Source organism: Burkholderia sp. SR8, from assembly GCF_052851275.1.
On sequence record NZ_JAULUC010000042.1, the window covers coordinates 1 to 25191 of the forward strand.

General features: G+C 69.3%; 26 protein-coding genes. 7 read left to right on the forward strand and 19 right to left on the reverse strand.

The features are described from left to right. Window positions 1-38: 38 nt before the first annotated feature. From Q3A80_RS30590 to Q3A80_RS30620, 7 genes are all read right to left on the reverse strand, one after another. Entirely contained in the window at window positions 39-257 is a 219-nt protein-coding gene (locus tag Q3A80_RS30590) for a hypothetical protein (RefSeq protein WP_446332515.1), read from the reverse strand. Continuing rightward, window positions 257-712, reverse strand: a complete 456-nt coding sequence (locus Q3A80_RS30595) for a hypothetical protein (RefSeq protein WP_446332516.1) — start codon at window positions 710-712, stop codon at window positions 257-259. Before Q3A80_RS30595 ends, Q3A80_RS30590 begins: the two co-directional genes overlap by 1 nt. Before the next feature lie 50 nt (window positions 713-762). After that, window positions 763-2580, reverse strand: a complete 1818-nt coding sequence (gene glmS, locus Q3A80_RS30600; RefSeq protein WP_446332517.1) for a glutamine--fructose-6-phosphate transaminase (isomerizing) — start codon at window positions 2578-2580, stop codon at window positions 763-765. A 54-nt stretch (window positions 2581-2634) separates the two neighbouring features. Continuing rightward, window positions 2635-3996, reverse strand: coding sequence for a bifunctional UDP-N-acetylglucosamine diphosphorylase/glucosamine-1-phosphate N-acetyltransferase GlmU (glmU, locus tag Q3A80_RS30605; protein ID WP_446332518.1), 1362 nt, complete (start codon window positions 3994-3996; stop codon window positions 2635-2637). Between the two features lie 146 nt (window positions 3997-4142). Next, complete coding sequence (gene ttcA, locus Q3A80_RS30610) at window positions 4143-5147, reverse strand: tRNA 2-thiocytidine(32) synthetase TtcA (RefSeq protein WP_446332519.1); 1005 nt, start codon at window positions 5145-5147, stop codon at window positions 4143-4145. Then, window positions 5144-5548 carry a dihydroneopterin aldolase gene (locus Q3A80_RS30615; protein WP_446332520.1) on the reverse strand — a complete coding sequence of 135 codons (405 nt, stop codon included), beginning with the start codon at window positions 5546-5548 and terminating at the stop codon, window positions 5144-5146. The genes ttcA and Q3A80_RS30615 overlap by 4 nt, the downstream gene beginning before the upstream one ends. A gap of 78 nt (window positions 5549-5626) precedes the next feature. Continuing rightward, entirely contained in the window at window positions 5627-6370 is a 744-nt protein-coding gene (locus tag Q3A80_RS30620; RefSeq protein WP_446332521.1) for an SDR family oxidoreductase, read from the reverse strand. 13 nt (window positions 6371-6383) lie between these two features. On the opposite strand from Q3A80_RS30620, the gene Q3A80_RS30625 reads away from it, so the two are divergent. Continuing rightward, a complete protein-coding gene (locus tag Q3A80_RS30625) occupies window positions 6384-7574 on the forward strand; it encodes a class I SAM-dependent methyltransferase (RefSeq protein WP_446332522.1) in 1191 nt (396 codons plus the stop codon). A gap of 12 nt (window positions 7575-7586) precedes the next feature. After that, the gene (locus Q3A80_RS30630) at window positions 7587-7781 is read left to right on the forward strand and encodes a DUF2905 domain-containing protein (RefSeq protein WP_446332523.1); all 195 of its coding nucleotides are present in this window, start codon (window positions 7587-7589) and stop codon (window positions 7779-7781) included. A 99-nt stretch (window positions 7782-7880) separates the two neighbouring features. Here the strand turns inward: Q3A80_RS30630 and Q3A80_RS30635 are convergent, their stop codons facing one another. From Q3A80_RS30635 to Q3A80_RS30660, 6 genes are all read right to left on the reverse strand, one after another. Then, a complete protein-coding gene (locus Q3A80_RS30635) occupies window positions 7881-8102 on the reverse strand; it encodes a hypothetical protein (RefSeq protein ID WP_121861131.1) in 222 nt (73 codons plus the stop codon). 98 nt (window positions 8103-8200) lie between these two features. After that, window positions 8201-9109, reverse strand: coding sequence for a carbohydrate kinase family protein (locus Q3A80_RS30640; RefSeq protein ID WP_446332524.1), 909 nt, complete (start codon window positions 9107-9109; stop codon window positions 8201-8203). After that, window positions 9106-10386 (reverse strand): AGE family epimerase/isomerase, encoded by a 1281-nt coding sequence (locus tag Q3A80_RS30645; protein WP_446332525.1) that lies wholly within the window; start codon window positions 10384-10386, stop codon window positions 9106-9108. The genes Q3A80_RS30640 and Q3A80_RS30645 overlap by 4 nt, the downstream gene beginning before the upstream one ends. After that, window positions 10383-11402 (reverse strand): LacI family DNA-binding transcriptional regulator, encoded by a 1020-nt coding sequence (locus Q3A80_RS30650; protein ID WP_446332526.1) that lies wholly within the window; start codon window positions 11400-11402, stop codon window positions 10383-10385. The genes Q3A80_RS30645 and Q3A80_RS30650 overlap by 4 nt, the downstream gene beginning before the upstream one ends. 669 nt (window positions 11403-12071) lie before the next feature. Further along, complete coding sequence (locus Q3A80_RS30655; RefSeq protein WP_446332527.1) at window positions 12072-13910, reverse strand: EAL domain-containing protein; 1839 nt, start codon at window positions 13908-13910, stop codon at window positions 12072-12074. A gap of 121 nt (window positions 13911-14031) precedes the next feature. Then, window positions 14032-15075 (reverse strand): bile acid:sodium symporter family protein, encoded by a 1044-nt coding sequence (locus Q3A80_RS30660; RefSeq protein ID WP_446332528.1) that lies wholly within the window; start codon window positions 15073-15075, stop codon window positions 14032-14034. Window positions 15076-15419: 344 nt separating this feature from the next. Here Q3A80_RS30660 and Q3A80_RS30665 point away from each other — a divergent pair, with 344 nt between their 5' ends. From Q3A80_RS30665 to Q3A80_RS30675, 3 genes are all read left to right on the forward strand, one after another. After that, window positions 15420-15914 carry a peptide-binding protein gene (locus Q3A80_RS30665; RefSeq protein WP_446332549.1) on the forward strand — a complete coding sequence of 165 codons (495 nt, stop codon included), beginning with the start codon at window positions 15420-15422 and terminating at the stop codon, window positions 15912-15914. A 346-nt stretch (window positions 15915-16260) separates the two neighbouring features. Continuing rightward, window positions 16261-17337: a porin gene (locus tag Q3A80_RS30670; protein ID WP_446332529.1), complete on the forward strand. Its 1077-nt coding sequence runs from the start codon at window positions 16261-16263 to the stop codon at window positions 17335-17337. 172 nt (window positions 17338-17509) lie between these two features. Then, window positions 17510-18469: a LysR family transcriptional regulator gene (locus Q3A80_RS30675; protein WP_446332530.1), complete on the forward strand. Its 960-nt coding sequence runs from the start codon at window positions 17510-17512 to the stop codon at window positions 18467-18469. Between the two features lie 124 nt (window positions 18470-18593). Here Q3A80_RS30675 and Q3A80_RS30680 read toward each other — a convergent pair whose 3' ends face one another. Further along, the gene (locus Q3A80_RS30680) at window positions 18594-19553 is read right to left on the reverse strand and encodes an NAD(P)H-dependent flavin oxidoreductase (RefSeq protein WP_446332531.1); all 960 of its coding nucleotides are present in this window, start codon (window positions 19551-19553) and stop codon (window positions 18594-18596) included. Window positions 19554-19831: 278 nt separating this feature from the next. Between Q3A80_RS30680 and Q3A80_RS30685 the strand changes: the two genes are divergently transcribed. Then, entirely contained in the window at window positions 19832-20728 is an 897-nt protein-coding gene (locus Q3A80_RS30685) for an alpha/beta fold hydrolase (RefSeq protein ID WP_446332532.1), read from the forward strand. Between the two features lie 36 nt (window positions 20729-20764). Here Q3A80_RS30685 and Q3A80_RS30690 read toward each other — a convergent pair whose 3' ends face one another. After that, a complete protein-coding gene (locus tag Q3A80_RS30690; protein ID WP_446332533.1) occupies window positions 20765-21256 on the reverse strand; it encodes an Lrp/AsnC family transcriptional regulator in 492 nt (163 codons plus the stop codon). Window positions 21257-21369: 113 nt separating this feature from the next. Here Q3A80_RS30690 and Q3A80_RS30695 point away from each other — a divergent pair, with 113 nt between their 5' ends. Next, window positions 21370-22272 carry a DMT family transporter gene (locus Q3A80_RS30695; protein ID WP_446332534.1) on the forward strand — a complete coding sequence of 301 codons (903 nt, stop codon included), beginning with the start codon at window positions 21370-21372 and terminating at the stop codon, window positions 22270-22272. Between the two features lie 267 nt (window positions 22273-22539). Here the strand turns inward: Q3A80_RS30695 and Q3A80_RS30700 are convergent, their stop codons facing one another. The 4 genes from Q3A80_RS30700 to Q3A80_RS30715 are packed head-to-tail and all read right to left on the reverse strand — an operon-like array spanning window position 22540 to window position 25187. Beyond that, entirely contained in the window at window positions 22540-22758 is a 219-nt protein-coding gene (locus Q3A80_RS30700) for a DUF1289 domain-containing protein (RefSeq protein WP_446332535.1), read from the reverse strand. Then, window positions 22755-23261, reverse strand: a complete 507-nt coding sequence (locus Q3A80_RS30705; RefSeq protein WP_446332536.1) for a YbaK/EbsC family protein — start codon at window positions 23259-23261, stop codon at window positions 22755-22757. The genes Q3A80_RS30700 and Q3A80_RS30705 overlap by 4 nt, the downstream gene beginning before the upstream one ends. Window positions 23262-23283: 22 nt before the next feature. After that, entirely contained in the window at window positions 23284-24216 is a 933-nt protein-coding gene (locus tag Q3A80_RS30710) for a hydroxymethylglutaryl-CoA lyase (RefSeq protein WP_446332537.1), read from the reverse strand. A gap of 29 nt (window positions 24217-24245) precedes the next feature. Then, window positions 24246-25187 (reverse strand): 2-hydroxyacid dehydrogenase, encoded by a 942-nt coding sequence (locus tag Q3A80_RS30715; RefSeq protein ID WP_446332538.1) that lies wholly within the window; start codon window positions 25185-25187, stop codon window positions 24246-24248. Between the last annotated feature and the right edge of the window lie 4 nt (window positions 25188-25191).

Consider the following 25191-nt stretch of genomic DNA (forward strand, 5'->3'; position numbering starts at 1 on the left):
GTCGACGCCCCTTTTTTTCATCGATTGCCCGTCACCGCTCAGCGGTGACCGTCGATCCACGCGCGCGCCCATTCGAGCCCGGCTTCGCGCGCTTCGTCTTCGGTGTCGAATACGCCGAGCACGCCCGACGCCTCGACGAGCCGGTTGTTCTGCGTGATCGTGCCGCTCGCCGCGAAGCGTTCGGGTTGCAGGATCTCGTCCTGCTGCAGGATCGAATGGCCCCAGATCTGGTAGCCGTGATAGGTCTGCGCTTCCATTATCGCGTCACCTCCGCGGAGCGGTTGCCCGTGCCGACGCGCAGCACGTTGCCGTCCGGCGTGTATTGCCGCGGGATATCGGAGAAGCCGAGCGCGTGCGGCGTGTCCGGCGCGGCCGGCTGCATCACCGTGAGCCGGCCCGGCGCGGGCTGCGCGACCGGACGCGGTGCGGCCGGCGCTTCGACCGTCGCGGCGGGCGGACGATGCGGCGCGGCCTTCACGGCTTGCGCAACACGGCGCTTGTGCGGTTTCGCGGCCGGCTTCGGCGACACGCTCGCATGCTTTTCCACGGCCTTGCTGCCGGCGTGCGCGTCGGCACCGGTGCGCGCGGCCGGCGTGCGTGCCGCCGGCACACGTGCCTCGGGCGGGTTCCAGACTTCGACGTAATGCTCGGCCGCCCAGCCGGTCGACGCGACGCTCAGCGCCAGCAATCCGCATCCAAACAGTCTTACCATTGTCTCTCCGTCAGTCTCGTCGGCGCGCCGGACTGCGCTGCGCCGACTGCTTACTCCACCGTCACCGACTTCGCGAGATTGCGCGGCTTGTCGACGTCGGTGCCGCGCGCACACGCGGTGTGATACGCGAGCAGCTGCAGCGGCACCACGTGCAGGATCGGCGACAGCTGCCCGTAGTGTTCCGGCATCCGGATCACGTGCAGGCCGTCGTCGTTGACGATCTGCGTGTCGGCGTCCGCGAACACGTACAGCTCGCCGCCGCGCGCGCGCACTTCCTGCATGTTCGACTTCAGCTTCTCGAGCAGCGTGTCGTTCGGCGCGACCGTGACGACCGGCATCGCTTCCGTGACGAGCGCGAGCGGCCCGTGCTTCAGCTCGCCGGCCGGATACGCTTCCGCGTGGATGTACGAGATTTCCTTCAGCTTCAGCGCGCCTTCGAGCGCGATCGGGTAGTGCAGCCCGCGGCCGAGGAACAGCGCGTTTTCCTTGCGCGCGAACTCCTCCGACCACGCGATGATCTGCGGCTCGAGCGCGAGCACGCTGTTCAGCGCGGCCGGCAGGTGGCGCAGCTCCTTCAGGAATTGCGCTTCCTGCGCGGCGTCGACGTGCCCGCGCAGCTTGCCGAGCGTCGCGGCCAGCACGAACAGCGCGACGAGCTGCGTCGTGAACGCCTTCGTCGACGCGACGCCGATCTCGGTGCCCGCGTGCGTCAGGAACTGCATCTCGGTGAGGCGCACCATCGCGCTCGTCGCGACGTTGCACACCGCGAGCGTATGCGTGTGGCCGAGCGACTGCGCGTGCTTGAGCGCGGCGAGCGTGTCGGCCGTCTCGCCCGACTGCGAGATCACCAGCACGAGCTGGCGCGGGTTCGGCACCGACTCGCGGTAGCGGTATTCGCTCGCGATCTCGACCTGCGTCGGGATCTTCGCGATCGCTTCGAGCCAGTACTTCGCGGTGAGGCCCGAGTAGTAGCTCGTGCCGCACGCGAGGATCAGCAGGCTGTCGATGTCCGCGAACGCGGCGGGGGCCGCGTCGCCGAACAGCGTCGCGTCGAATGCGTCGGTTTGCGGCACCGTGTCGCCGATCGCGCGCGGCTGCTCGAAGATTTCCTTCTGCATGAAGTGGCGATACGGGCCGAGTTCGACCGCGCCGCCGTACGCGCTGACCACGCGGATCTCGCGCTGCGCGAGCGCGCCGTGGCGGTCGACGATCTTCACGCCGTCGAGCGACAGTTCGCACACGTCGCCTTCCTCGAGGAACGTGAAGCGGTCGGTGCTGCCGGCGAGCGCGAGTGCATCCGAGGCCAGGAAGTTCTCGCCGTCGCCGTGACCGACGACGAGCGGCGAACCCTGGCGCGCGCCGACGACCGTGTGCGGCTCGTCCTTGTGCGTGACCGCGATCGCATACGCGCCATGCAGCTGCTGCACGGCTTCGCGCACCGCGTCGAACAGGTTGCCGCGATACAGGCTGTGCACGAGGTGCGCGATCACTTCGGTGTCGGTCTGCGACACGAATTCGTAGCCCTTCGCGCGCAGCGATTCGCGCAGCGTCTCGAAGTTCTCGATGATGCCGTTGTGCACGAGCGCGAGCGCGTTCGACGAGAAGATCGGATGCGCGTTGTGCGTGACGGGCGCGCCGTGCGTCGCCCAGCGCGTGTGCGCGACGCCCGTCGTGCCTTCGAGATGCGATTCCTGCACCTGCGCATCGAGATCGGCGACGCGCGCGACACTGCGCGCGCGCTTCGGTGCGCCCGGTTCGAGCACGGCGACACCGCACGAATCGTAGCCACGGTATTCGAGGCGCCGCAATCCTTCGATCAGCACCGGAACGATATTACGCTGCGCAACTGCGCCGACAATGCCGCACATGAATGGTCAATCCTGTTAGTCGACGCGGGCGCCGCGCGGGCGCCCGCAAAAGGTTCAGCTCTTCTTCTTGACCGGGCGGACGTAGCCGCTCTTCGCGGTCTGCGTCTTCTCGTTCAATGCGAGGACGCCTTCGGCGACGTCCTTCCAGATCGTCGTGCCGGCCGCGATCGTCACGCCGCGGCCGACGCGCACCGGCGCGACGAGCTGCGTGTCCGACCCGACGAACACGTCGTCCTCGATCACGGTGCGGAACTTGTTCGCGCCGTCGTAGTTGCAGGTGATCGTGCCCGCGCCGATGTTCACGCGCGCGCCGATGTCGGCGTCGCCGATGTAGGTCAGGTGGTTCGCCTTCGAGCCGTGGCCGATCACCGCGTTCTTCACCTCGACGAAATTGCCGACGTGCGCTTCGTCCGCGAGCTGCGCGCCCGGGCGCAGCCGCGCGTACGGGCCGATCACGGTGTGCGCGCCGAGCTCGGCGCCGTCGATGTGCGTGAACGCGTCGATGCGCGTGCCCGCACCGATCGACGCGTTGCGGATCACGCAGTTCGCGCCGATCGTCACGTTGTCGGCGAGCGTCACGTTGCCTTCGAACACGCAGTTCACGTCGATCGACACGTCGCGGCCGCAGCGCAGCGTGCCGCGCACGTCGATGCGGGCCGGATCGGCGAGCGTCACGCCGTCGACGAGCAGCGCATCGGCGACGGTGCGCTGATGGATGCGTTCGAGCTCCGCGAGCTGCGCCTTGCTGTTCACGCCGAGCGTTTCCCACTCTTCGTCGGGCTGCGACGTGACGATCTCGAAACCGGCCTCGATTGCGAGTTCGACGACGTCGGTCAGGTAGTACTCGCCCTGCGCGTTCTCGTTCTTCAGCGCGCCGAGCCACATCGACAGCTGCGCGGTGGGCGTGACGATGATGCCGGTGTTGATCTCGGCGATCTTCAGCTGCTCGGGCGACGCGTCCTTCTGCTCGACGATGCGCGTGACGAAGCCGGACGCGTCGCGCACGATGCGGCCGTAACCGGTCGGATCGTCGAGCGTGACGGTCAGAATCCCGTAGCGGCCGTCGCGCGCGGCGTCGACGAGACGCTGCAGCGTCGATGCGCGGGTGAGCGGCACGTCGCCGTACAGCACGAGCGTCGGCTGCGCGGGATCGAGCAGCGGCAGCGCCTGGCGCACCGCGTGGCCGGTGCCGAGCTGCTCGGCCTGCAGCGCGAACTGCACGTCGGGCGCGGCGACGGCGGCCTGCACCTGCTCGGCGCCATGGCCGACGACGACGACGAGCCGCGACGGCTGCAGCGTGCGCGCGGTGGCGATGACGTGGGAGAGGAGCGGCCTGCCGGCCAGGGGATGGAGCACTTTCGGCAGCGCGGAACGCATGCGCTTGCCGGTGCCTGCCGCCAAAATCACGATATTCATGGCGCCAGCTTGTCTGAGGAGTTCGAAGCCGTCCATTTTAGCATGCGGCCCCTGGCGTTCCGGGCCTGTGGCGGCGCGCCGACAGTGCCGAAAAGGGGCGCGCTTCGCCCCGCTTCGTCCGGTGTCGGCCGCCGTTCGGGCGCTGCTTACAGGTCGTCGAACTGGACGATCGAGATCGGCTTCGCTGCGCCCGGCGCGCCCGGCGCGGCCGGGTCGTCGCCCGATGCGCACGGCTCCTCGTCGAACGCGATGTCACCGTGCGGGTCGGCCACGCCGCTCGCGCGCAGCGACGCGAACGGGAACTGCGTCGTATCCATCAGATGCGACGGCACGATGTTCGCGAGCGCGCTGAACATGTTGTCGACGCGGCCCGGGAAGCGCTTGTCCCATTCGCGGATCAGCGCCTTCATTTCCGCGCGCTTCAGGTTCGGCTGGCTGCCGCACAGGTTGCACGGGATGATCGGGAACTCGCGCAGCTCCGCGAACTTCTCGAGATCGGTTTCCTTCACGTACGCGAGCGGGCGGATCACGACGTTCTTGCCGTCGTCCGACTGCAGCTTCGGCGGCATCCCCTTCAGCTTGCCGCCGTAGAACATGTTCAGCAGCAAGGTTTGCAGGATGTCGTCGCGGTGATGGCCGAGCGCGATCTTGGTCGCGCCGAGCTCGCCGGCCACGCGATACAGGATCCCGCGGCGCAGCCGCGAGCACAGCGAGCAGGTCGTCTTGCCTTCGGGCACGAGCCGCTTGACGATGCTGTAGGTGTCCTGGTTCTCGATGTGGAACGGCACGCCGATCTGCGTCAGGTATTCCGGCAGCACGTGCTCGGGGAAGCCCGGCTGCTTCTGGTCGAGGTTGACCGCGACGATGTCGAAGTCGATCGGCGCGCGCTCGCGCAGGCGCAGCAGCACGTCGAGCATCGCGTAGCTGTCCTTGCCGCCGGACAGGCACACCATCACCTTGTCGCCCTGCTCGATCATGTTGTAGTCGCCGATCGCCTGGCCGACCTGGCGCACGATCCGCTTGAACAGCTTGTTGTTCTCGTACGCTTCCTTCTGCTCGCGGCGCGTCAGCGCGCGGCGGCCGGTTTCGGCGACGGTGGCTTCGATGACGGCGCCATCGGCCGCCGTGTCGTTCATGTGGGGGGCGTTCATGCGCGCTCCTCGTCCTTGATGCGAAAGACTTCGACGCCGACGGCGTCGCAGTCCGGATAGGCGTCCGGTTTCTCGGTACAGACGCGTACCGCGCGCACGGCATCGTGCGCCAGCAGGGTCGCGGCGATCGCGTCGCACAGCGTTTCCTGCAGGTGTATGTGGCCGCGCGCGAGGCACTGCGCGACGCTCTGCTTCATCAGGTCGTAGTCGACGACTTCATGCAGCCGGTCGTCGACGGGCGTCGACTGCGCAAGCGGCACGAACAGGTCGACGTTGATGACGACGCGCTGCTCGCCGCGCTTCTCGTGTTCGAAGGCCCCGATGTGGATGTGCACCTCGTAGTCGCGCAGGTAGAGCCTGCGGCAATCCGCGAGGCGGGGGTGCAGGAGAGCGGAAAACATGGTCGTCCCAGTCAAATTGGCGTGCGCACACGCAAAGCGGCGCGGGCGGCGGCCATCACGCCGCGCGATCCGCGCAGTTCAGTCATTCGGGCCGGCGGCGGGCGGCACCAGGTGCTCGCCGCCGTCGACGGTCAGCGTCGCGCCCGTGACGCCGGGCGCGCTCGCGAGATAGCAGGCCGCTGCCGCGATGTCGTTCGCGTGCGGCGCGTGGCCGCGCACCAGTGCCGCGACCCGCACCTTCGGCGCGAGCGCCAGCGCCAGCGCGGCGCTCGCGCGGTTCAGCGCGGCCTGCATCAGCGCGTGCGACAGCTGCGCCGGCGCCGGATGAAACAGGGCCTGATCCAGCACGTGGATCGCGCACGCGCGCAGCGATTCGTCGTCGCGCGCGGCGTCGGGCGTCGCATCGGCGAGCGCGCGCGCCAGCGCGAGCGGCGCCGTCACGTTGCGCGCCAACGCGCCGCCGAGCGACGCGGCGTCGACCGTGTGCGCGTCGTCGCTGCCGGCGCACGCGCTGACGAACACGACGCAGGCCGGCCGGCCCAGCGCGCCGGCGCATGCGGCGACGAGCGCGGCGGCGTCGGCCTCCAGGGCCAGATCGGCGTCGAGCACGGCTGCGCGGCGGCCGCGGGCTGCGACTTCGGCGACGAGCGCGTCGGCGGCCGCGCGCGGCGCGCCGCGGCCGCGCTGCAGCGCGACGTCCCAGCCGCGCTGCGCGAAGCCGGTCGCGAGCGCCCGACCGAGCGACGCGGCGTCGGCCGCGCTGCCCAGCGCGCCGGCGACGAGCACGATGCGCGGGGTCGACGTATCGGCTGAAACGGTCATTTACAATGCCGGGATGAACCCGAAAGCTCACGAACCCGCTAGTTTACCTGCTCCCGGCCCTGACGCGCTTGCGCAGTCCGAAACCCTCGCCGCGCAACTGCGCGACGAGATCGCGGCGGCCGGCGGCTGGCTGCCGTTCGACCGCTTCATGGAGCGCGCGCTGTACGCGCCCGGTCTCGGCTATTACAGCGGCGGCGCACGCAAGTTCGGCCGCCGCGCCGACGACGGCAGCGACTTCGTGACGGCGCCCGAGCTGTCGCCGCTGTTCGCGCAGACGCTCGCGAATCCCGTCGCCGAGGCATTGGCGGCAAGCGGCACGCGCCGCGTGATGGAATTCGGCGCGGGCACCGGCAAGCTCGCGGCCGGGCTGCTCGCGGCGCTCGATGCGCTCGACGTCGAGCTCGACGAATACCTGATCGTCGATCTGTCCGGCGAGTTGCGCGAACGGCAGCGCGACACGATCGCGGCCGCGGCGCCGGCGCTGGCGGCCAAGGTGCGCTGGCTCGACGCGCTGCCCGAGCGCTTCGACGGCGTGGTGGTCGGCAACGAGGTGCTCGACGCGATGCCGGTGCGCCTGTTCGCGAAGGCGGGCGGCGCGTGGCTCGAGCGCGGCGTCGCGCTCGATGCGCGGCATGCGTTCGTGTTCGACGACCGGCCCGTGCGCGCGGCCGGCGTGCCGCCGGTGCTCGCGACGCTCGACGTCGACGACGGCTACGTGACCGAGACGCACGAAGCCGCGCTCGCGTTCACGCGCACCGTGTGCACGATGCTCGGGCGCGGCGCGGTGCTGCTGGTCGACTACGGTTTTCCCGCGCACGAGTACTACCACCCGCAGCGCGACCGTGGCACGCTGATGTGCCATTACCGGCACCATGCGCACGACGACGCATTCCTGTACCCGGGGCTGCAGGACATCACCGCGCACGTCGAATTCACCGGCATCTACGATGCGGGCGTCGCGACGGGCGCCGACCTGCTCGGCTATACGTCGCAGGCGCGCTTCCTGTTGAACGCCGGCATCACCGACGCGCTCGCCGCGATCGACCCGTCCGACATCCATCGGTTCCTGCCGGCCGCGAACGCGGTGCAGAAGCTGATCTCGGAAGCCGAGATGGGCGAACTGTTCAAGGTGATCGCGTTCTCGCGCGGAATCGACGGCACGCTCGACGCGTTCGCGCGCGGCGACCGCTCGCACGCGCTCTGACGGGAGCGACGGATGCTGCGCTGGCTGATGGCGTCGTTCGTCGCGGTGATGATCCTGACGCGCTGCTGGCCGTGGCTCGGCAAGGTCGGCATCGGGCGGCTGCCGGGCGACGTCACGCTGACGCTCGGCGGGCGGCGCTACCCGTTCCCGTTCATGTCGACGCTGGTGCTGACGATGCTGGTGTCGATGGTCGCGCGGCTGCTCTGAGCCGAAGGCGGCGGCGCGTCGCGGCCGGGCCGCCGCGCGCACATGACGGATAGTCGATGACGGCGCGCGCATTGCAACGCGCGCATCACGGTTCGCGCATTACAGCTCGATCTCGCCGAGGATCCGGTGCGCGAGCGCCTTCGCTTCCTCGAACGCTTCCTCCTCGCTCGGACTGGTCGTGTGGACGTCGTAACGCATGTTCTCCGTCTCGTCGCCGTCGTCCCGCGCGAGGATCACGTAGCCCTGGAACTGCCCGTTGCCCGCGTGCTGCGTATGCGCCTTGGCCGTGTAGATGCCCTTGGTGAACGTGTTCGTGTCCATCGTGCCTCTCCCGCAATAGGACACTTCATCGTAGCACTGCGGCGCAGCATGTACAGCGCCGCTTATCGGCGACCGATCAGCGCGCCGTCATCGTCCCGTCACCGTTCGAGCAGCGCGACGACTTCGTCGAGGGTCGGCGCGTGCGCGCCCGTGTGCCGGCACGCGGCGGCACCCGCCGCGAGCGCGAACGCGAGGTGCTCGCGCCACGAGCGCTGCGGCGCGGCCATCAGGCTGAACAGCAGGCCGCCGATCGACGCGTCGCCCGCGCCGACGGTGTCGACCACCTCGACGCGCGGCGGGCTGGCCTCGAGCACGTCGCCGTCCGCGTACAGCGTCGCCGGCTGCGCACCGCGCGTGACGAGCACCGCGGCCGCCGGATTCAGCGCGCGCACGGCCGCGATCGCGTCGGGGCCGTCGCCGCCGAACAGATGGCGCAGATCCTCGTCGGACACCTTGATCAGGTCGGCGAGGCCGGCCATCCGCTCCAGTGTCGGTCGGTACGCGGCCGTCATCAGGTTCCGGTAGTTCGGATCGAAGCTGATCTTGACGCCGCGCGCGTGCAGATCGGCCGCGAGCGCGACGAGCGTGCTCGCCAGCGGCTCGCGCACGAGGCTGATGCAGCCGAAGTGCGCCCATTTCACGTGGTCGGTCCAGCCGGCCGGCAGCCGGGCCGGATCGAACGCGAGATCCGCGCTCGCTTCGCCGATGAAGAAGTACGCGGGCGGCCGCGTCTCGTGGACGATCGCGAGCAGCGGCGCACGCGGCACGCGCTGCAGGAAGCGCAGGTCGAGGCCGGCCGCCTCGCTCGCGCGCCACAGCACGTCGGAGAAGCAGTCCTCGCCGATCGCGCCCGCGAGTGCGCTCGGCACGCCGAGCCGCGCGACCGCACGCGCGACGTTCCAGCCGGCGCCGCCCGGCACCGACGTCCACTGCGCGTCGCCCGCGCGCACCATGTCGGTCAGGATGTCGCCCGCCGACACGAAAGCCGGAAACGTGCCGCCGCTCATTGCGTCGGCTCGCTGCGCGCCGCGCGCGCGAGGGTCGCGAGCACGTCGTAGCACGCGCCCATCGTGTGATAGTCGGTCTTGCCGGCCGGGCTCTTCTCGTCGCTGTACTTGCGGTTGTCGCAGGTGAGGATCCGGTACCACGCGCCGTAGCGGTGATCGACGAAATGCGCCCAGCTGTAGCGCCAGATCTCGTCGTACCAGTCCCAGAAGCGTTCGGCGCCGGTGCGCGCGCCGAGCATCGCGGCCGCCGCGAACGTCTCGGCCTGGACCCAGAAATACTTGTTGTGGTCGCAGATCGTGAAGTCCGGGCCGAAGCCGTAGCAGAGGCCGCCGTGATCGGCGTCCCACGCGTGCGTGAGCGCCGCGTCGAACAGCTCGGCCGCGCGCGGCACGAGCCAGTCGAGCGGACGGTGCCGCTCGAGGATCAGCAGCAGCTTCGCCCATTCGGTCTGGTGGCCAGGCTGGAAGCCCCACGGACGGAAGATGTTCGAGCTGTCTTCCTTGTTGTAGTCCCAGTCGACCGACCAGTCCGCATGGTAGTGCTCCCACACGAGGCCGCCCGACAGCGCGGCCTGGCGCTGCGTGATGTGGGTCGCGAGCTTTTCCGCGCGATCGAGATACGTGACGTGGCCCGTCGCGTCGTAGGCCGCGAGCAGCGCTTCCGTCATGTGCATGTTCGCGTTCTGGCCGCGGTACGTCGACACGTTCCAGTTCGGCGTCGCGTCGTCCGCGTAGAGGCCCGCGGCCGCATCCCAGAAGCGGTGTTCGGCGAGCTCGTAGGTCGACGCGATCAACGGGCGCGCTTCGTCGATGCCGGCCATCGTCGCGTGCGCGGCGGCCAGCAGCACGAACGCGAGTCCGTAGCAGTGGCGCGTGCCGTCGAGCGTCGCGCGCTTGCCGCCGTCGCGCCAGTCGAGTTCCCAGTCGTAGCCTTGCAGCGCGTCGTCCCAGTGCGCGTCGCGCAGGAAGCGCAGCCCGTGGCGCGCGTAGTCGAGATGGCGCGGATCGCCGAAGTGCCGGTACGCCATCGCGTAGTTGAAGACGAACCGGCAGCTGCTCACCAGGTGCCGCGACGTGCGGTTGTAGACGCTGCCGTCGTCGCGGAAATAGTGGTAGAAGCCGCCCGTCGGGTCGAACGCGTTCGTCGCGTAGAAGCGCAGCGTGTCCTCGACGTGCGACAGCAGGAACGACGGGTCGCGGAAGCTCGCGACGAACGGTGCCGCTTGCGCGTGGCTGGCCGGCGCGGCGGCGCGGGAGTGGACCGGGGGCATGTTCATGATTCTTGGACCGTGGCGGTGTCGAATGCCGGTGAGCCGGCGGGCTGGCTGCTGGCCCGCACGATCAGCTCGACGGGCAGGGAGATCTCGGTGCGCTCGGGCGATTCCGCGAGCAGCAGTTCGACGCCGCGGCGGCCGAGCGCTTCCTTGTCGACGGCGAGCGTCGTGAGCGGCGGGTTCGCGTGCGCGGCGGCCGGGATGTCGTCGAAGCCGACGATCGCGATGTCTTCCGGAATCCGCACGCCGCGCGCGACGCACACGCGCTGCGCGGCCAGCGCGGCGGCGTCGTTGTACGCGAACACGGCGTCCGGCCGCGGGCCCGGCGCGTCGAGCAGCTGCTGCATCGCGCGCGCGGCGCCGGTGTCGGGGTCGAGCCCGGCGTCGATCGTCACTTCGTACGCGGGATCGAACAGCCGCCCGGCTTCGAAGAATGCGCGCCGGTAGCCGATCGCGCGCTGCGCGATGCTGTAGTGCGCGGCCGAGCCGCCGATGAACGCGATCCGCGAGCGGCCGGTGGCGAGCAGGTGCCGCATCGCGAGCGCCGCGCCCGTCGCGTTGTCGATGTTCACCGACCGCAGGCCGGGCGCCCACAGGTCGATCAGCACGAGCGGCCGGCCGGTCGCGGCGAGGGCCTCGATCGTCTCCGGCTCGATGAAGCCGGCCACCGCGATCGCGTCGGGCGCGTGCGGGCGCATCTGGCGCAGCACGTCGTCGTTCGGGCCGACCGTCAGCAGCGTCGGCACGATGCCGCGCTCGCGGCACGCGTCCTCGACGCCGTGCAGCACGTGCGAGAAGAACGGGCTGGCGGGAAAGCGGTTGTGCTGGCGGTGCAGCAGGAAGGTGAGCCGGCGGATGCGCGGGCGCAACTGGGCCGGGTCGTAGCCGAGCCGCTGCGCGATCTCGACGATCCGCGCGCGCGTGGCTTCGGACAGGCCCGGCTGGTTCTTCAGCGCGCGGGAGACGGTGCCGATCGAGACCTCTGCCGCCCGCGCTACGTCGCGAATGGTGGTGCCCATCGTTCGGGTTCCGGTTTGTTTAGGGTGACGGCGATTGTATAGTAAAACACAGTGCCTAATTCGGGCCGGATAACCGGGGAATACCCGGAAATAGCGGGTTTTTAGGCGCTAATCTGCGAAAACGCCGTAACTAAAAATACTAAACAAAACGCCGAAAAGGCAAGGCGATCGTGCGAGCGGGCGGGGCCGGCGGGGGCGCCTCATGCGTTCGAGGAGTCGGCGCACAAGGCCGCGGTGTGACGCGGGCCGTTGCCGGCAAGCGGCGCTGTCGGCGTGTCACCGGCCAACCCGCGATCGCTTGCCGTTGCGGAGGTCGCCGATCGGGAACCGGCAGCGCAACGCGCGGAGAAGCTCGCGCGCAGCATGTCCACCGGCGCGGCCGGCGACGTCAATGGGCGTTCATCGCGTGGTCGATAGAAGGCGGCCGGCCGCCGGCCTTGCCAGCGGCGAGCGCTTCGGCGGCTGCCTCTCGGCTTGCGCTTTGTTCTTGTGCGTCGTGCCGAGTGGTCCGGCCGCCGGAAGCGCAAATTCGCACGGTGCGCCCGGCGCGCAGCAATGTATCGCCGGACGGGGCAGTCGTAGCATCGGCGCACCCGCAGGAAACTGACCTCCCCAGGCTGCGGCCGGCCGGCAACCCGCGCGGGTGCGGGACGGGCCTGCGGATCGCCTTCAGGTCGCCGCCGCGCTCGGCGGTTCCCCGCGCGCCCGCAGCGCCGCATGGCCGGCGTCGAGATCGACGACCGCGAGACCGTCCGGCTGCTGTTTCGCGCGCCGCTTCGCGAGCGCGGCGACCGATGCGATCTCGTCGCTGCCGTAGCGCATCGCGCCGTTCGCGCCGGCCGGCACGCCGACCGCGCCGATCGCCATCGTCACGAAGCCGAAGAACGCGGGATTGCCGTGCCGGTCCTCGCCGCGCAGTCCGCCGGCCTGCCGGTCGGCCTGCGTGTAGAAGCGCTGTGCGCCGTCGTTGAAGCGGGCGATCGCGTCGGCCGCGCGGGTGCGCCAGTCGTCGCGCTGGAACAGCACGAGGAAATCGTCGCCGCCGACGTGCCCGAGAAAGTCGCGCTGCGGATCGCACACGCCGGCCAGCACCGTCGCCGCGAACTTCAGTACTTCGTCGCCCTGCCAGTAGCCGTACTGGTCGTTGAACGGCTTGAACTGGTTCAGGTCGACGTAGCACGCGTGGAAGCCGGCGTCGCGCGCGAGCAGCCGGTCGATATGCGCGCTGATCGGTATGTTGCCGGGCAGGAACGTCAGCGGATTCGCGTAGCGCGCGGCCTCGATGCGCATTTCCGTCACCGCGCGCACGAGGCTCTCGCCGGTGCCGAGCCCCACGTAGCGGCCGTGTTCGGTGATCACGAAGCCGTCCGCGAGATAGCGCTGGTCGTGGCTCGCGAGCAGCATCGCGAGCTCCTCGACCGTCGTCGCGTTGTCGATCATCAGCGGCGCGTCGTTCGCGAACTGCAGGCACGGCTTCTTGCCGAACACTTCGCGGTGGTACGGCAGCGTGAAGCGGTCGATGAAGCCGCGCCGGTTCACGAGCGCGACCGGCCGCCCGCGTTCGACGAGCGCGACCGCGTGCAGCGCGGGCATCCGGTTGAACAGGTCGAGCACGTCGTTGCTGGTCGCGTCGAGCGGCAGCGCCGGCGCGGGGACGAGCATCTTCGCGGCGATCGTGCCGGCCGGCCGCGCGGTGCGCGTCGCGCCGGGAAATACCGCGATGTGCGGGGTGCGGATCGCGTCGCGCGCGGCCGGCGCGACCACCGGCGACGGTTGCGCGTTGGGCCGGCCGAGCAGGAAGCCCTGCACGCAGCAGATGCCCATGTCGCGCACGACGATCAGGTCGCACTCGTTCTCGATCCCTTCCGCGATCAGTTGCGCGCCGCTCGCGTGCGCGAAGTGCTGCATGGCGCGGACCGCCTCGAACTTCAGCGGGTCGCGCGCGATGTCGTGGATGAAGAAGCGGTCGATCTTCACGACGTCCGGATGCAGCCGCAGCCACAGGTTCATGCTCGCGTTCGCGGTGCCGTAGTCGTCGAGCGCGAACTGGATGCCGGCATCGCGCAGCGACGCGACGGCCGGCCCGATGCGCGCGACGTCCGGCATCGCGGTCTGCTCGGTCAGCTCGATCACGATGCGCTCGGCGCCGATCCGCGCGCGGCCGAGCCGTTGCCGCACGCGTTCGCGTTCACGCGCGAGCTGCACGATCGTGCCCGCGCTGAAGTTGAGGAACAGCTTGCCGTCGCAGCGGAGCGCCGCGAACGCGTCCAGGCACGCGAGCGCGGCCGCCTGTTCGAGCGCGATGGTCGCGCCGTCGCGGGCGGCCTGCGCGAACAGCGCGGCGGGCGGCTCGAGGTCGGTGCCGCGCGGCCCGCGGATCAGGCCCTCGTAGCCGACGACCGTGCCCGACCCGAGGTCGACGATCGGCTGGAATACGGCGGCGAGCGCGCGTTCCGCGATCAGGCGCGTGGTGACGGCGGCGGGAGAGTCGGGATGGGGCGCGGGCATGGACGAGGACGGCCGAAGCGACGGGACGCCCGACTTAACGGCAGCGCGCGCGGAGAATTGAATGAAGATTTCGTGACGCGATGCGCGTTGTTGGTGCAGGCGCGGCGTGCGCGCCCTCGCGTCAGCGCTTGCCGGGGCTCAGCGCGCCGCGCGTGCGTGCCGCTCCGGCCGACGCGTTTTCGCCGTCGCGCTCGCCGCTCGTATCCCGCGCGCCCCAGCGCTGCGCGAGCGCCGCGCACGCCATCAGCTGGATCTGATGAAACAGCATCAGCGGCAGCACGATCGCGCCGACCGCCTGCGCGGAGAAAATCACCTTCGCCATCGGCACGCCGGCCGCGAGGCTCTTCTTCGATCCGCAGAAGATGATCGTGATCTGGTCGGCGCGATTGAAGCCGAGCCGCTTGCTGACGACCGTGGTCAGCACCAGCGCGATCACGAGCAGCACGACGTTGACGACCAGCAGGCCGCCGAGCGCGCGCGCCGGAATCTGGTGCCACAACCCCTGGTTCACGGCCTCGCTGAACGCGACGTAGACGACCAGCAGGATCGACCCCTGGTCGACGAAGCGCAGCACGCCGCGGTTGCGTTCGATCCAGCCGCCGATCACGGGCCGCAGCAACTGGCCGGCGATGAACGGCACGAGCAACTGCATCACGATGCTGCCGACGGTGCTCCACGGCGACGCGGCCGCGGCCGACTGCGACGTGATCATCAACCCGACGAGCGCCGGCGTGACGAAGATCCCGAGCAGGCTCGACGCGGACGCCGCGCACACGGCGGCCGGCACGTTGCCCTTCGCGATCGACGTGAACGCGATCGACGACTGGACCGTCGACGGCAGCGTGCACAGGAACAGCACGCCGGCGTACAGCGCCGGCGTGACGAGCGGCTGCAGCACGGGTTTCAGCGCGAGGCCGAGCAGCGGGAACAGCGCGAACGTGCTGAGCAGCACGACCGCGTGCAGCCGCCAGTGGGTCGCGCCCGCGACGACGGCTTCGCGCGACAGCTTCGCGCCATGCAGGAAGAACAGCAGGCCGACCGCGATGTTGGTCGCCCAGTTGAACGCATGGGCGGCCGGGCCGCGGCACGGCAGCAGGCTCGCGAGCACGACGGTGCCGACGAGCGCGAGCGTGAAGTTGTCGGGAAGGAAACGGGGACGGGCCATCGGGAACTCGAATCGGAAACGGCGGGCGCGCAGCACGCGCGCGAAGCCGATATTGTCCCGTCTGGTCATTCAATACACAAATTCATTGTGTGAATCGATTGATGAGACGACTGCATGCCAACCAAGGCGCCCGCGGCAGGGCGCCGACACCGAAAAACGGCAGAAGAATGTTCTTCCACGATTGCGGCCCGAAGTGAAAAAACCTAGCAGTAACATGGTGTTACACCGATGCCCGCGACCTAACACTTTTTGGCTCGACACAGTTTCGGACCGCTCATAAATTACTGCTGAAAGGCTTGCGTCGGCTGGAAACGGCCGGCGGCAGCGGCAACAGGCACTGAATGATGACGGAACGGGCGAAACTGAAGGTCGGACGATGGGTGGCAGGCGTGCTCGGCGCGCTGCTGGTGCCGCTCGCGCTCGCGCAACCGCCGCACGGCGGTCAGGCGTTCGGCGGCTTCGGCCACGGTTTCGGCTTCGGCGGCGGCGGCATGCACGCGTACGGCCAGCCGGCCGGCGGCCCGCCGGTCTGGCGCCGCGCGGCGCCGCCCGTCGGCGCGCGCGCCGGCGGCGTGAGCGGCTACGGCTCGCGCTGGGGTCTGCGCCCGACACCGTCGTACGGCCACTACGCCGCGCAGAGCCCGTATCGTCCGATCAGCGCCGATTCGCGCCAGATGCCGCGCCCGCCGGGCGGCGGCAACGTGCCGCTGCGCGCGGGCTCGATCCGCGCCGATGTCGCGCGCTACAACGAGGAGCGCGGCGGCCGTCCGCTGCCGCCGCCCCGCGCGCAGGAGGAGCCTGCGCATTCGCCGTTTTTTTCCCCGTTCTACCGAAACTGAGCGCGCCCCGCGCTCGTCCCCCCGCCGGCCGTGATGCGAATTCGCCACAGTCGCGCGCAGATTTCCGCTGATTTTCCCGCTGCATTGCGCTATCTTTCGCGCCCGGCACGCGTGCGCCCCGCGGCCGTCCCGTCGCGTGTCCGCCCCGCGCGGGGCCGCCCGGCAGCGCGCGGCCACGTGTCGATTCCGCGAAGTTAATGCCGCCGCTATACCCGCAATAAGTGTGCGCAATTTTGACCGGACCCGCGATCCGTAAAGATGGCTGCGCCCCACACGACGCAAGCAATCGGCTCCTAAAACAACGCTCGCGCCGCTTATCGACCATTCGACAAAACCTGGAGATCCCATGAAAGCATTCGCTCGCCGTGCGTCGCGCACGTCCGTCAAGCTGATCGCCGCGGCCGCCTGCGTGGCGGCCGTCGCACCCGTCCACGCGCAGTCGAGCGTCTCGCTCTACGGTCAGGTCGACGAATGGGTCGGCGCAACCAAGTTCCCGGGCGGCAATCGCGCATGGAACGTGTCGGGCGGCGGGATGTCGACGTCGTACTGGGGCCTGCACGGCGCAGAGGATCTCGGCGGCGGTTACAAGGCGATCTTCACGATGGAGAGCTTCTTCCGCGCGCAGAACGGCCAGTTCGGCCGCTTCCAGGGCGACACGTTCTTCGCGCGCAATGCGTACGTCGGCGTCAGCTCGCCGTACGGCACGGTGACGGCAGGCCGCCTGACGACGCACCTGTTCCTGTCGACGATCCTGTTCAACCCGTTCTACGACTCGTACACGTTCTCGCCGATGGTGTATCACGTGTTCCTCGGCCTCGGCACGTTCCCGACCTATCCGAGCGACCAGGGCGCGGTCGGCGATTCGGGCTGGAACAACGCGCTGTCGTACACGTCGCCTTCGTTCGGGGGCCTGAACTTCGCGGCGATGTACGCGCTCGGCAACACGGCCGGCGACAACCGCTCGAAGAAGTGGAGCGCGCAGTTCAACTACGCGAACGGCCCGTTCGCGGCGACCGCCGTCTACCAGTACGTGAACTTCAACAACGGCCCGCAGGACTTGAGCTCGCTCGTGACCGGCATGAAGAGCCAGGGCATCGGGCTGGTCGGCGCGACCTACGACCTGAAGTTCGTGAAGCTGTTCGGCCAGTACATGTATACGAAGAACGACCAGGTCGCGGGCAGCTGGCACGTGAACACCGCGCAGGGCGGCGTGTCGGTGCCGCTCGGCGTCGGCAACGCGATGGCGTCGTACGCGTACTCGCGCGACTCGGGCGGTCTCGACCAGACGCGCCAGACCTGGGCCGTCGGCTACGACTATCCGCTGTCCAAGCGCACCGACGTCTACGCCGCGTACATGAACGACCACATCAGCGGCCTGTCGAACGGCAACACGTTCGGCGCAGGCATCCGCGCGAAGTTCTGACACTCGTTTCGCGGGACGCGCGCGATGCGCCGCGCGTGCCGCCGGCCGGTTTCCGCCCCGAAACGGCGCCGCTGCGTGCGGCGCCGTTTTGCCTTTGTTGACCTTTTTGTTTCCTCGCCTTTGTTACCCTATCTCGTAATTGCATGATTCCCAGGAATTGCGAGCTAGTTCGATGGATACCCTCGTCAGCATGAATGTGTTTCGCTACGTCGTCGAAGTGGGCAGCTTCGTCGGCGCGGCCGAGCGCATGCAGATGTCGGCCGCGATGGCGAGCAAGCACGTGATGCATCTCGAGCAGCAGCTCGGCGCGCGGCTGCTGCATCGCACGACACGACGCGTCGCGCCGACCGAGGCGGGACGCGAATACTATGAGCGCCTCGTGCAGGCGCTGTCGGAACTCGACGAAGCCGGACAGGCGGTCGGCGCGGCAAGCGTCGTGCCGCAGGGCCGCCTGCGCGTGACGTCGCTGTCCGCGTTCGGACTGCGCCATGTGATGCAGGCCGTCACCGACTATGCGGGTCGGTTCCCGGACGTGACCGTCGACATGACGCTGTCCGATCGCGTAGTCGACCTGATCGAGGAAGGCTACGACGTCGCGGTGCGCGCGGCGCCGAACGGACTCAAATCGTCGTCGCTGGTCGCGCGGCAGATCGCGACCGCGCACATCCTGCTGGTCGCGTCGCCCGACTATCTGCACAAGCACGGCACGCCGCAGACGATCGGCGATCTCGCGCACCACAACTACCTGCGCCGCGATTCGAATTCGACGATGCTCGACGCGCTCGTGATCGACGCGGCCGCCGCGTCGCGCGTGAACCTGAACGGCAACCTGATCGTGAACCATCTCGAAGGGCTGCGCGCGGCCGTGCTCGCCGGTGCGGGCATCGCGCTGCTCGGCACCGAGGTGGTGGGCGACGACATCGAATCGGGCCGGCTCGTGCCGGTGCTGCTCGACGCCGTGCCGCCGCACGAGGCACCGATCTACGCGGTGTACGCGAGCCGCCGCCACGTGTCCGCGAAGGTGCGCTCGTTCGTCGATTTCCTCGCCGCGCGTTTCGAAGGGCAGTCGCTGTGCCCGTCGATCGAGGCGCGCCTGCGGGTGCTGCCGATCGCGCGCATCAAGCGCGCCTGACCCGCTTCGATCCGATCCGCCTGCCGGCGGAAATGAAAAAAGCGCGAGCCGTCACGGTTCGCGCTTTTTGTTTTTGGGGGCGTTCGTGCGCGGCGGTGAAGCGCCGCCGCCGCATGGCCCGCGATCAGCGTGCGATGCCGAGTCGCGCCTTCGCGTCGTCGTACTCGCGCTTCAGGCGCTCGACGAGCGCGCCGACGCTCGGCAGGTCGTCCATCAGCCCGACGCCCTGGCCGGCACCCCAGATGTCCTTCCACGCCTTCGCCTTGTCGCCGCCGAAATTCATCTTCGTCTTGTCCGATTCCGGCAGCGCGTCCGGATCGAGGCCGGCCTTCTCGATGCTCTCGCGGATGTAGTTGCCGTGCACGCCGGTGAAGAGGTTCGTATAGACGATGTCGGACGATTTCGCGTTGAGGATCGCATGCTTGTAATCCTCGACCGCGTGGGCTTCCTGCGTCGCGATGAAGCGCGTGCCCATGTACGCGAGGTCCGCGCCCATCGCCTGCGCGGCGAGGATCGAGCCGCCGTTCGCGATCGCGCCCGACAGCACGATCGGGCCGTCGAACATCCTGCGCACTTCGCCGACCAGCGCGAACGGCGACGTCGTGCCCGCATGGCCGCCGGCGCCGGCCGCGACGAGGATCAGCCCGTCGACGCCGGCTTCGAGCGCCTTCTGCGCATGGCGCAGGTTGATCACGTCGTGCAGCACGATGCCGCCGTAGCCGTGCACCGCGTCGACGATCTCGCGCGCCGGCGCGCGCAGGCTCGTGATGAAGATCGGCACCTTGTGCTCGACGCACACGCGCACGTCATGCTCGAGCCGTACGTTCGACTGATGGACGATCTGGTTGACCGCGATCGGGCCGATCAGCGCGTCCGGGTGCTTCGCCTTGTGGTCGGCGAGCTCGGACTGGATCTGCGTGAGCCATTCGTCGAGCAGCTCTGCCGGGCGGGCATTGAGCGCGGGGAATGATCCGACGATACCCGCCTTGCATTGCGCGAGCACGAGTTCGGGGTAGCTGACGATGAACATCGGCGACGCGATGACGGGCAGCGTCAGGTTCTGCAGGACGGCGGGCAATGCCATGTGATGTCTCCAGTCTCGAGGGGCGGCCGGGGCCGGCGCGGTCGCGCCGACGCCGGCATCATGCTTGGCGGTCGAACGGTGCTTCGAGTGTAGCTGCGCGGTGCAGCGTTGATATTAATACGAACGGTCGTGCGATTCTACGCGAGCTTAGCAAAACGCGCGGCGTGGCCGCAATCGAGTGAGTGTTCTCTTTCTATGGATTCGGGCATCTGGCGCGCTCAGCGGCGGGCCGCGCGCTCCTACAATAGCCGCCATAACAAACCAACGAGAAACAAACCATGTCGTTCGACGCGTTTGCACCGTTTCGCGTGACGGTGCAGGACACCGACATCTTCGGTGTCAAAGGAGGCGCGGGGCCGCCGCTTCTGTTGCTGCACGGCCATCCGCAAACTCACATGATCTGGCATCGCGTCGCCGCGACGCTCGCGAATCACTTCACGGTGATCGCCACCGACCTGCGCGGCTACGGCGCGTCGGGCAAGCCGCCCAGCGACGCGCGCCACGTACCGTATTCGAAACGCGCGATGGCGGCCGACCAGGTCGCCGTGATGCGGCATTTCGGCTTCGAGCATTTCCACCTGTGCGCGCACGATCGCGGCGCACGCGTCGCGCATCGGCTCGCGCTCGATCATCCGGCGGCCGTCGAGCGGATGATGCTGCTCGACATCGCGCCGACGCTCGCGATGTACGAGCAGACGGATCGCGCGTTCGCGACCGCGTATTTCCACTGGTTCTTCCTGATCCAGCCGGCGCCGTTGCCCGAAACGCTGATCGAAGGCCGCACCGATGCGTATATCGAGCGGGTGATGGGCAACCGGTCGGCCGGGCTCGCGCCGTTCGAGCCGCACGCGTTCGCCGCGTATCGCGCGGCGCTCGCGCAGCCGGGCGCCGTGCATGCGATGTGCGAGGACTACCGCGCGTCGGCGACGATCGATCTCGAACACGATCGCGCGGATCTCGAGCGCGGCAACAAGGTCGCATGTCCGCTGCGCGTGCTGTGGGGCGCGAACGGGATCGTCGGCCGCTGCTTCGATCCGCTCGACGAGTGGCGGCGCGTCGCGCGCGACGTCAGCGGCCGCGCGCTCGATTGCGGGCACTACATTCCGGAGGAGGCGCCCGTCGCGCTGATCGACGAACTGCTCGCGTTCTTCGAGGCGCGCGACGCGGCCGCGTGAGCGGTGTGCGCCCCGTGTGTCGTTGCCGATCGACGCTCAGCGTCGCGCCGCATCGTCTTCGGCGAGCGGCGGCAGCCGGCGCGGCACGGGCGTCGACTTCACGATCGCCGTGCTGGTTTCCGCGCGCTCCGTCACCTTCGACAGGATGTCGTCGAGGTGCTCGATCGTGCGCAGATAGAGCCGGCAGATGAAGCAGTCCTCGCCGGTCACCTTGTCGCATTCGACGAATTCGGGAATCCGGCGCAACACCTCTTCGACGAGATGCAGCTGCCCCGGCAGCGGCTTCACGCGGACGATCGCCTGCAGCGTGTAACCGAGCGCGCGCGGGTCGAGCTCGACGGTGAAGCCCGCGATCACGCCCTGCGCCTCGAGCCGCCGCACGCGGTCGGCGGTCGCGGGCGCCGACAGCCCGATCTGCCGCGCCAGCTCGCTGGTCGCGATGCGTGCGTCCTCGGCGAGCGCCGCGAGGATCGCGCGGTCGGTCGCGTCCAGCGACGCGACGGCGGGCGGGGAAAGGCGTTTCGACATGATCGCTTTGCTTTCGAAGGTGAATCGGGTGTTTCGCTTCAGTTTAGTCGTGGATGCGCGGAAAGCAAGTTCCTAGAATCGAAGTCATCTTCTCTCGTCGAACGGAGTCCATGATGGCCTCGAACGAAATCCGCCGCGGCGCCGCCGAAATGGTCGTCGCGATGATGATGTCCGGCACGATCGGCTGGCTCGTGATGTCGTCGCAGCAACCGCTCACCAACGTCGTGTTCTTCCGCTGCCTGTTCGGCGCGGCGACGCTCGCGATCGTCTGCGCGGCGCTCGGCTTCCTGCGCCGCTCGCTGTTCTCGCCGCGCATGCTCGCGCTCGCGACGCTCGGCAGCGTCGCGATCGTCGCGAACTGGCTGCTGCTGTTCGCCGCGTATTCGCGCGCGTCGATCTCGATGGCGACCGCCGTCTACAACACGCAGCCGTTCATGCTGGTCGCGCTCGGCGCGATCGTGTTCCGCGAACGCGTCAGCGCATCGACCGTCGCGTGGCTCGGACTCGCGTTCGTCGGCCTCGTCTGCGTCGTGCGCGTCGAGCCGGCGGTGCTGGCCGTGCCCGGCGAATATCTGCAGGGCGTCGCGCTGTCGCTCGGCGCGGCGTTTCTGTACGCGGTGTCGTCGATCGTCACGAAGCATCTGAAGGGCACGCCGCCGCATCTGCTCGCGCTGCTGCAGGCCGGGCTCGGCATCGTGCTGCTCGCGCCGTTCGCGCACTTCGGCACGTTGCCCGCGACCGCCGCGCAGTGGCTCGATCTCGTCGTGCTCGGCGTCGTCAATACGGGCCTGATGTACGTGCTGCTGTACGGCGCGATCCAGAAGCTGCCGGTCGCGATGACGGGCGCGCTGTCGTTCGTGTATCCGGTGGTCGCGATCATCGTCGATCGCGTCGCGTTCGGGCAGACGCTCGCGTGGACGCAGGTACTCGGCGCGCTGCTGATCCTGCTCGCGGCGGCCGGCGTGAATCTCGGCTGGCGCATCGTGCCCGCGCGTCGCGCGGCGGTCGGCAACTGAAACGGTCGTGCGATTCGCGTGGCCGCCACGGGCTGCGGATACGGTTCGCCGCTACGGGTTGTCGCTAGTTGCCGATGCGGCGGTCACGGCGGCCGGCAAGCCCCGCCTGCGCGAACGTCGATCGCCCGTGAAGCGGCTGTAAGAAGTTGTAGGGAAACACCCGATGCGACGCTGCAGCGTCGCTCGTATGATGCGGGCTGTGACGTTGATCACGTTCACAGGATTCCGATCTCATGCCGTTCGCCAGACAGGCCGAACGGCATTTTTTTATGCGCCGCTCCGCGCGAGCAGGCGCCGCCGCGCATCGAGCCGCGCGAGCAACAGGCGCCTCGCGTCGTCGTCCGACGCGCGCCATCCCTTGATCTCGTCGCGCGTGCGCAGACAGCCCGCGCACCAGTCGGTACGCGGGTCGATCCTGCACACGTCGGTGCACGGCGATGCGACCGTGCCGACCGTCACCGGCACCGTCACCGGCACGTCGCTCATGCGTCGTTGCGCAGCGCGACGTCGGCGACCGGCGCACCGGTCAGCGCGACGAGCTCCTGCGGCGACAGGTTGAACACCGCATGCGGATGGCCGGCGGCCGCCCACAGGCTGTCGAGCTCGAGCAGGTCGGCATCGATCAGCGTGACCGGTTCGACGAGATGGCCGATCGGGCAGACGCCGCCGATCGCATAGCCGGTGTTGTCGCGCACGAACTTCGCATCCGCGCGGCCGACCGCGCCGACCTGTGCGGCAACTTTCTTCTCGTCGACGCGGTTCACGCCGCTCGCGACGACCAGCACCGGCAGGCCGTCCGATTCGCGGCGAAACAGGATCGACTTCGCGATCTGCGCGACCGAGCAGCCGAGGCCGGCCGCGGCTTCGGCGGAAGTCTTGCCGGTTTCGGCGAGCATCACGATGCCCTTCGCATGCCCGCGCTCGCGCAGCAGCAGCGCGACGCGTCGCGCGGAATCGGGGAGAGAGTCGAATGAAGCGGGTGTCGTCATGGGTGGTCCGTGAATGTCGGGGTCACGCGCAGCTCGGCGCATCGGCTGCGCTCTGCGCCTTGGCGAGCAGCGCGCGACCGGCGCGCGACACGTTCGCGCGGCCGATCGCGTTCGAGATGAAGTCGCCGGCCGCGACGACCTGCGCGAGGTCGATGCCGGTGTCGATGCCGAGGCCTTCCATCAGGTACAGCACGTCCTCGGTCGCGACGTTGCCGGTCGCGCCCTTCGCGTACGGGCAGCCACCGAGGCCCGCGACCGACGCGTGGAAGATCTCGATCCCTTCGAACAGCGCCGCGTAGATGTTCGCGAGCGCCTGGCCGTACGTGTCGTGGAAGTGGCCCGACAGCCGTTCGCGCGGGAACACGCGCGTGACGGCCGACAGCACTTCGCGCGTGCGCTTCGGCGTGCCGACGCCGATCGTGTCGGCGATGTCGATCTCGTCGCAGCCGAGCGCGGCGAAGCGCTCGACGACGTCGACGACCGATGCGACCGGCACCTCGCCCTGATACGGGCAGCCGAGCGTGCACGACACGCTGCCGCGCAGCCGCAGGCCGGCGTCCTTCGCGGCCTTTGCGACCGGCTCGAAGCGCGCGATGCTTTCCGCGATGCTGCAGTTGATGTTCCGCTGCGAGAACGCCTCGCTTGCCGCGCCGAAGATCACCACTTCGTCCGCGCGTGCGGCCAGCGCGTTCTCGAAGCCCTTCAGGTTCGGCGTCAGCACCGAATACACGGTGCCCGCGCGGCGCTCGATGCCGGCCATCACGTCGGCGCCGTCGGCCATCTGCGGCACCCATTTCGGCGACACGAACGACGCGGCCTCGACATTGCGGAAGCCGGCGCGCGACAGACGATCGACGAGCGCGATCTTCACGTCGGTCGGCACGAAGGTCTTTTCGTTCTGCAGCCCGTCGCGCGGGCCGACTTCGACGATCTTGACGGCGGTGGGGAACGTCATGGTTGTCTCCAGTTTCGTGTAGGCGGAATTCAGTAGCCGCGCGCGTAGTCGACGATGCCGGTGACGGGCTCGCCGCGCTCGAATGCGCGGATCTTGCCGGCGATCTGCTCGACGGCTTCGTCGCGCAACGTTTCGGCCGAGCTGTGCGGCGTGATCGTGATGCGCGGCACGTGCCAGAACGGATGGTCGACCGGCAGCGGCTCGTGCTCGAACACGTCGAGCGTCGCGGCCGCGACCTGGCCGCTCGCGAGCGCCGCGAGCAGGTCGGCTTCGACGAGATGCGCGCCGCGCGCGACGTTCACCACGTATGCGCGCGGCGCGAGCTTCGCGAACGTGCGCGCCGACAGGATGCCGTCGGTGTCGCGCGTGCTCGGCAGCAGGTTCACGAGCACCTTCGCGCCGGCGATGCACGCATCGAACGCGCCGTCGCCCGCGAAGGTCTCGATACCGTCGAGCTGTTTCGGGCTGCGGCTGTAGCCGCGCACCGGCAGGCCGAGCGCGGCGAGCGCCTGCGCGACCTGCGCGCCGAGCACGCCGAGGCCGAGCACGGCGACGGTGAAACGCGCGCGCGGATGCGGTTCGAGCACCTGCCAGCGGCGCTCGCGCTGCAGTGCTTCATATTCGTCGAAGCGGCGCAGGTAGCGCAGTACCGCGTGCGTCACGTATTCGATCATCTGCTGCGCCATGCCGGAATCCTCGAGGCGCACGAGCGGCACGTCGCGCGGCAGCGTGCCGGGATGCGCGCGCTCGAGCGCGAGCAGCGCGTCGACGCCGGCGCCGAGATTGAAGATCGCGCGCAGCCCGTCGCGCGGCGCGAACAGCTCGCGCGGCGCGCGCCATACGAGCGCGTAGTCGGCGGCGGCCGTGTCGCCCGGCTGCCACGCGCGCAGTTCGGCCTCGGGCAGCGCCTGCGCGATCGCGTCGCGCCATGCGGCGGCTTGCTGCTGCGGCGAGTAGAACAGGATCTTCATGCGC

What these genes read in the sequence shown, in the direction of transcription:
- Q3A80_RS30590 (WP_446332515.1), bottom strand. Translation starts at nt 257, where the DNA reads ATGGAAGCGCAGACCTATCACGGCTACCAGATCTGGGGCCATTCGATC.
- Q3A80_RS30595 (WP_446332516.1), bottom strand. Translation starts at nt 712, where the DNA reads ATGGTAAGACTGTTTGGATGCGGATTGCTGGCGCTGAGCGTCGCGTCG.
- glmS (WP_446332517.1), bottom strand. Translation starts at nt 2,580, where the DNA reads ATGTGCGGCATTGTCGGCGCAGTTGCGCAGCGTAATATCGTTCCGGTG.
- glmU (WP_446332518.1), bottom strand. Translation starts at nt 3,996, where the DNA reads ATGAATATCGTGATTTTGGCGGCAGGCACCGGCAAGCGCATGCGTTCC.
- ttcA (WP_446332519.1), bottom strand. Translation starts at nt 5,147, where the DNA reads ATGAACGCCCCCCACATGAACGACACGGCGGCCGATGGCGCCGTCATC.
- Q3A80_RS30615 (WP_446332520.1), bottom strand. Translation starts at nt 5,548, where the DNA reads ATGTTTTCCGCTCTCCTGCACCCCCGCCTCGCGGATTGCCGCAGGCTC.
- Q3A80_RS30620 (WP_446332521.1), bottom strand. Translation starts at nt 6,370, where the DNA reads ATGACCGTTTCAGCCGATACGTCGACCCCGCGCATCGTGCTCGTCGCC.
- Q3A80_RS30625 (WP_446332522.1), top strand. Translation starts at nt 6,384, where the DNA reads ATGAACCCGAAAGCTCACGAACCCGCTAGTTTACCTGCTCCCGGCCCT.
- Q3A80_RS30630 (WP_446332523.1), top strand. Translation starts at nt 7,587, where the DNA reads ATGCTGCGCTGGCTGATGGCGTCGTTCGTCGCGGTGATGATCCTGACG.
- Q3A80_RS30635 (WP_121861131.1), bottom strand. Translation starts at nt 8,102, where the DNA reads ATGGACACGAACACGTTCACCAAGGGCATCTACACGGCCAAGGCGCAT.
- Q3A80_RS30640 (WP_446332524.1), bottom strand. Translation starts at nt 9,109, where the DNA reads ATGAGCGGCGGCACGTTTCCGGCTTTCGTGTCGGCGGGCGACATCCTG.
- Q3A80_RS30645 (WP_446332525.1), bottom strand. Translation starts at nt 10,386, where the DNA reads ATGAACATGCCCCCGGTCCACTCCCGCGCCGCCGCGCCGGCCAGCCAC.
- Q3A80_RS30650 (WP_446332526.1), bottom strand. Translation starts at nt 11,402, where the DNA reads ATGGGCACCACCATTCGCGACGTAGCGCGGGCGGCAGAGGTCTCGATC.
- Q3A80_RS30655 (WP_446332527.1), bottom strand. Translation starts at nt 13,910, where the DNA reads ATGCCCGCGCCCCATCCCGACTCTCCCGCCGCCGTCACCACGCGCCTG.
- Q3A80_RS30660 (WP_446332528.1), bottom strand. Translation starts at nt 15,075, where the DNA reads ATGGCCCGTCCCCGTTTCCTTCCCGACAACTTCACGCTCGCGCTCGTC.
- Q3A80_RS30665 (WP_446332549.1), top strand. Translation starts at nt 15,420, where the DNA reads ATGACGGAACGGGCGAAACTGAAGGTCGGACGATGGGTGGCAGGCGTG.
- Q3A80_RS30670 (WP_446332529.1), top strand. Translation starts at nt 16,261, where the DNA reads ATGAAAGCATTCGCTCGCCGTGCGTCGCGCACGTCCGTCAAGCTGATC.
- Q3A80_RS30675 (WP_446332530.1), top strand. Translation starts at nt 17,510, where the DNA reads ATGGATACCCTCGTCAGCATGAATGTGTTTCGCTACGTCGTCGAAGTG.
- Q3A80_RS30680 (WP_446332531.1), bottom strand. Translation starts at nt 19,553, where the DNA reads ATGGCATTGCCCGCCGTCCTGCAGAACCTGACGCTGCCCGTCATCGCG.
- Q3A80_RS30685 (WP_446332532.1), top strand. Translation starts at nt 19,832, where the DNA reads ATGTCGTTCGACGCGTTTGCACCGTTTCGCGTGACGGTGCAGGACACC.
- Q3A80_RS30690 (WP_446332533.1), bottom strand. Translation starts at nt 21,256, where the DNA reads ATGTCGAAACGCCTTTCCCCGCCCGCCGTCGCGTCGCTGGACGCGACC.
- Q3A80_RS30695 (WP_446332534.1), top strand. Translation starts at nt 21,370, where the DNA reads ATGGCCTCGAACGAAATCCGCCGCGGCGCCGCCGAAATGGTCGTCGCG.
- Q3A80_RS30700 (WP_446332535.1), bottom strand. Translation starts at nt 22,758, where the DNA reads ATGAGCGACGTGCCGGTGACGGTGCCGGTGACGGTCGGCACGGTCGCA.
- Q3A80_RS30705 (WP_446332536.1), bottom strand. Translation starts at nt 23,261, where the DNA reads ATGACGACACCCGCTTCATTCGACTCTCTCCCCGATTCCGCGCGACGC.
- Q3A80_RS30710 (WP_446332537.1), bottom strand. Translation starts at nt 24,216, where the DNA reads ATGACGTTCCCCACCGCCGTCAAGATCGTCGAAGTCGGCCCGCGCGAC.
- Q3A80_RS30715 (WP_446332538.1), bottom strand. Translation starts at nt 25,187, where the DNA reads ATGAAGATCCTGTTCTACTCGCCGCAGCAGCAAGCCGCCGCATGGCGC.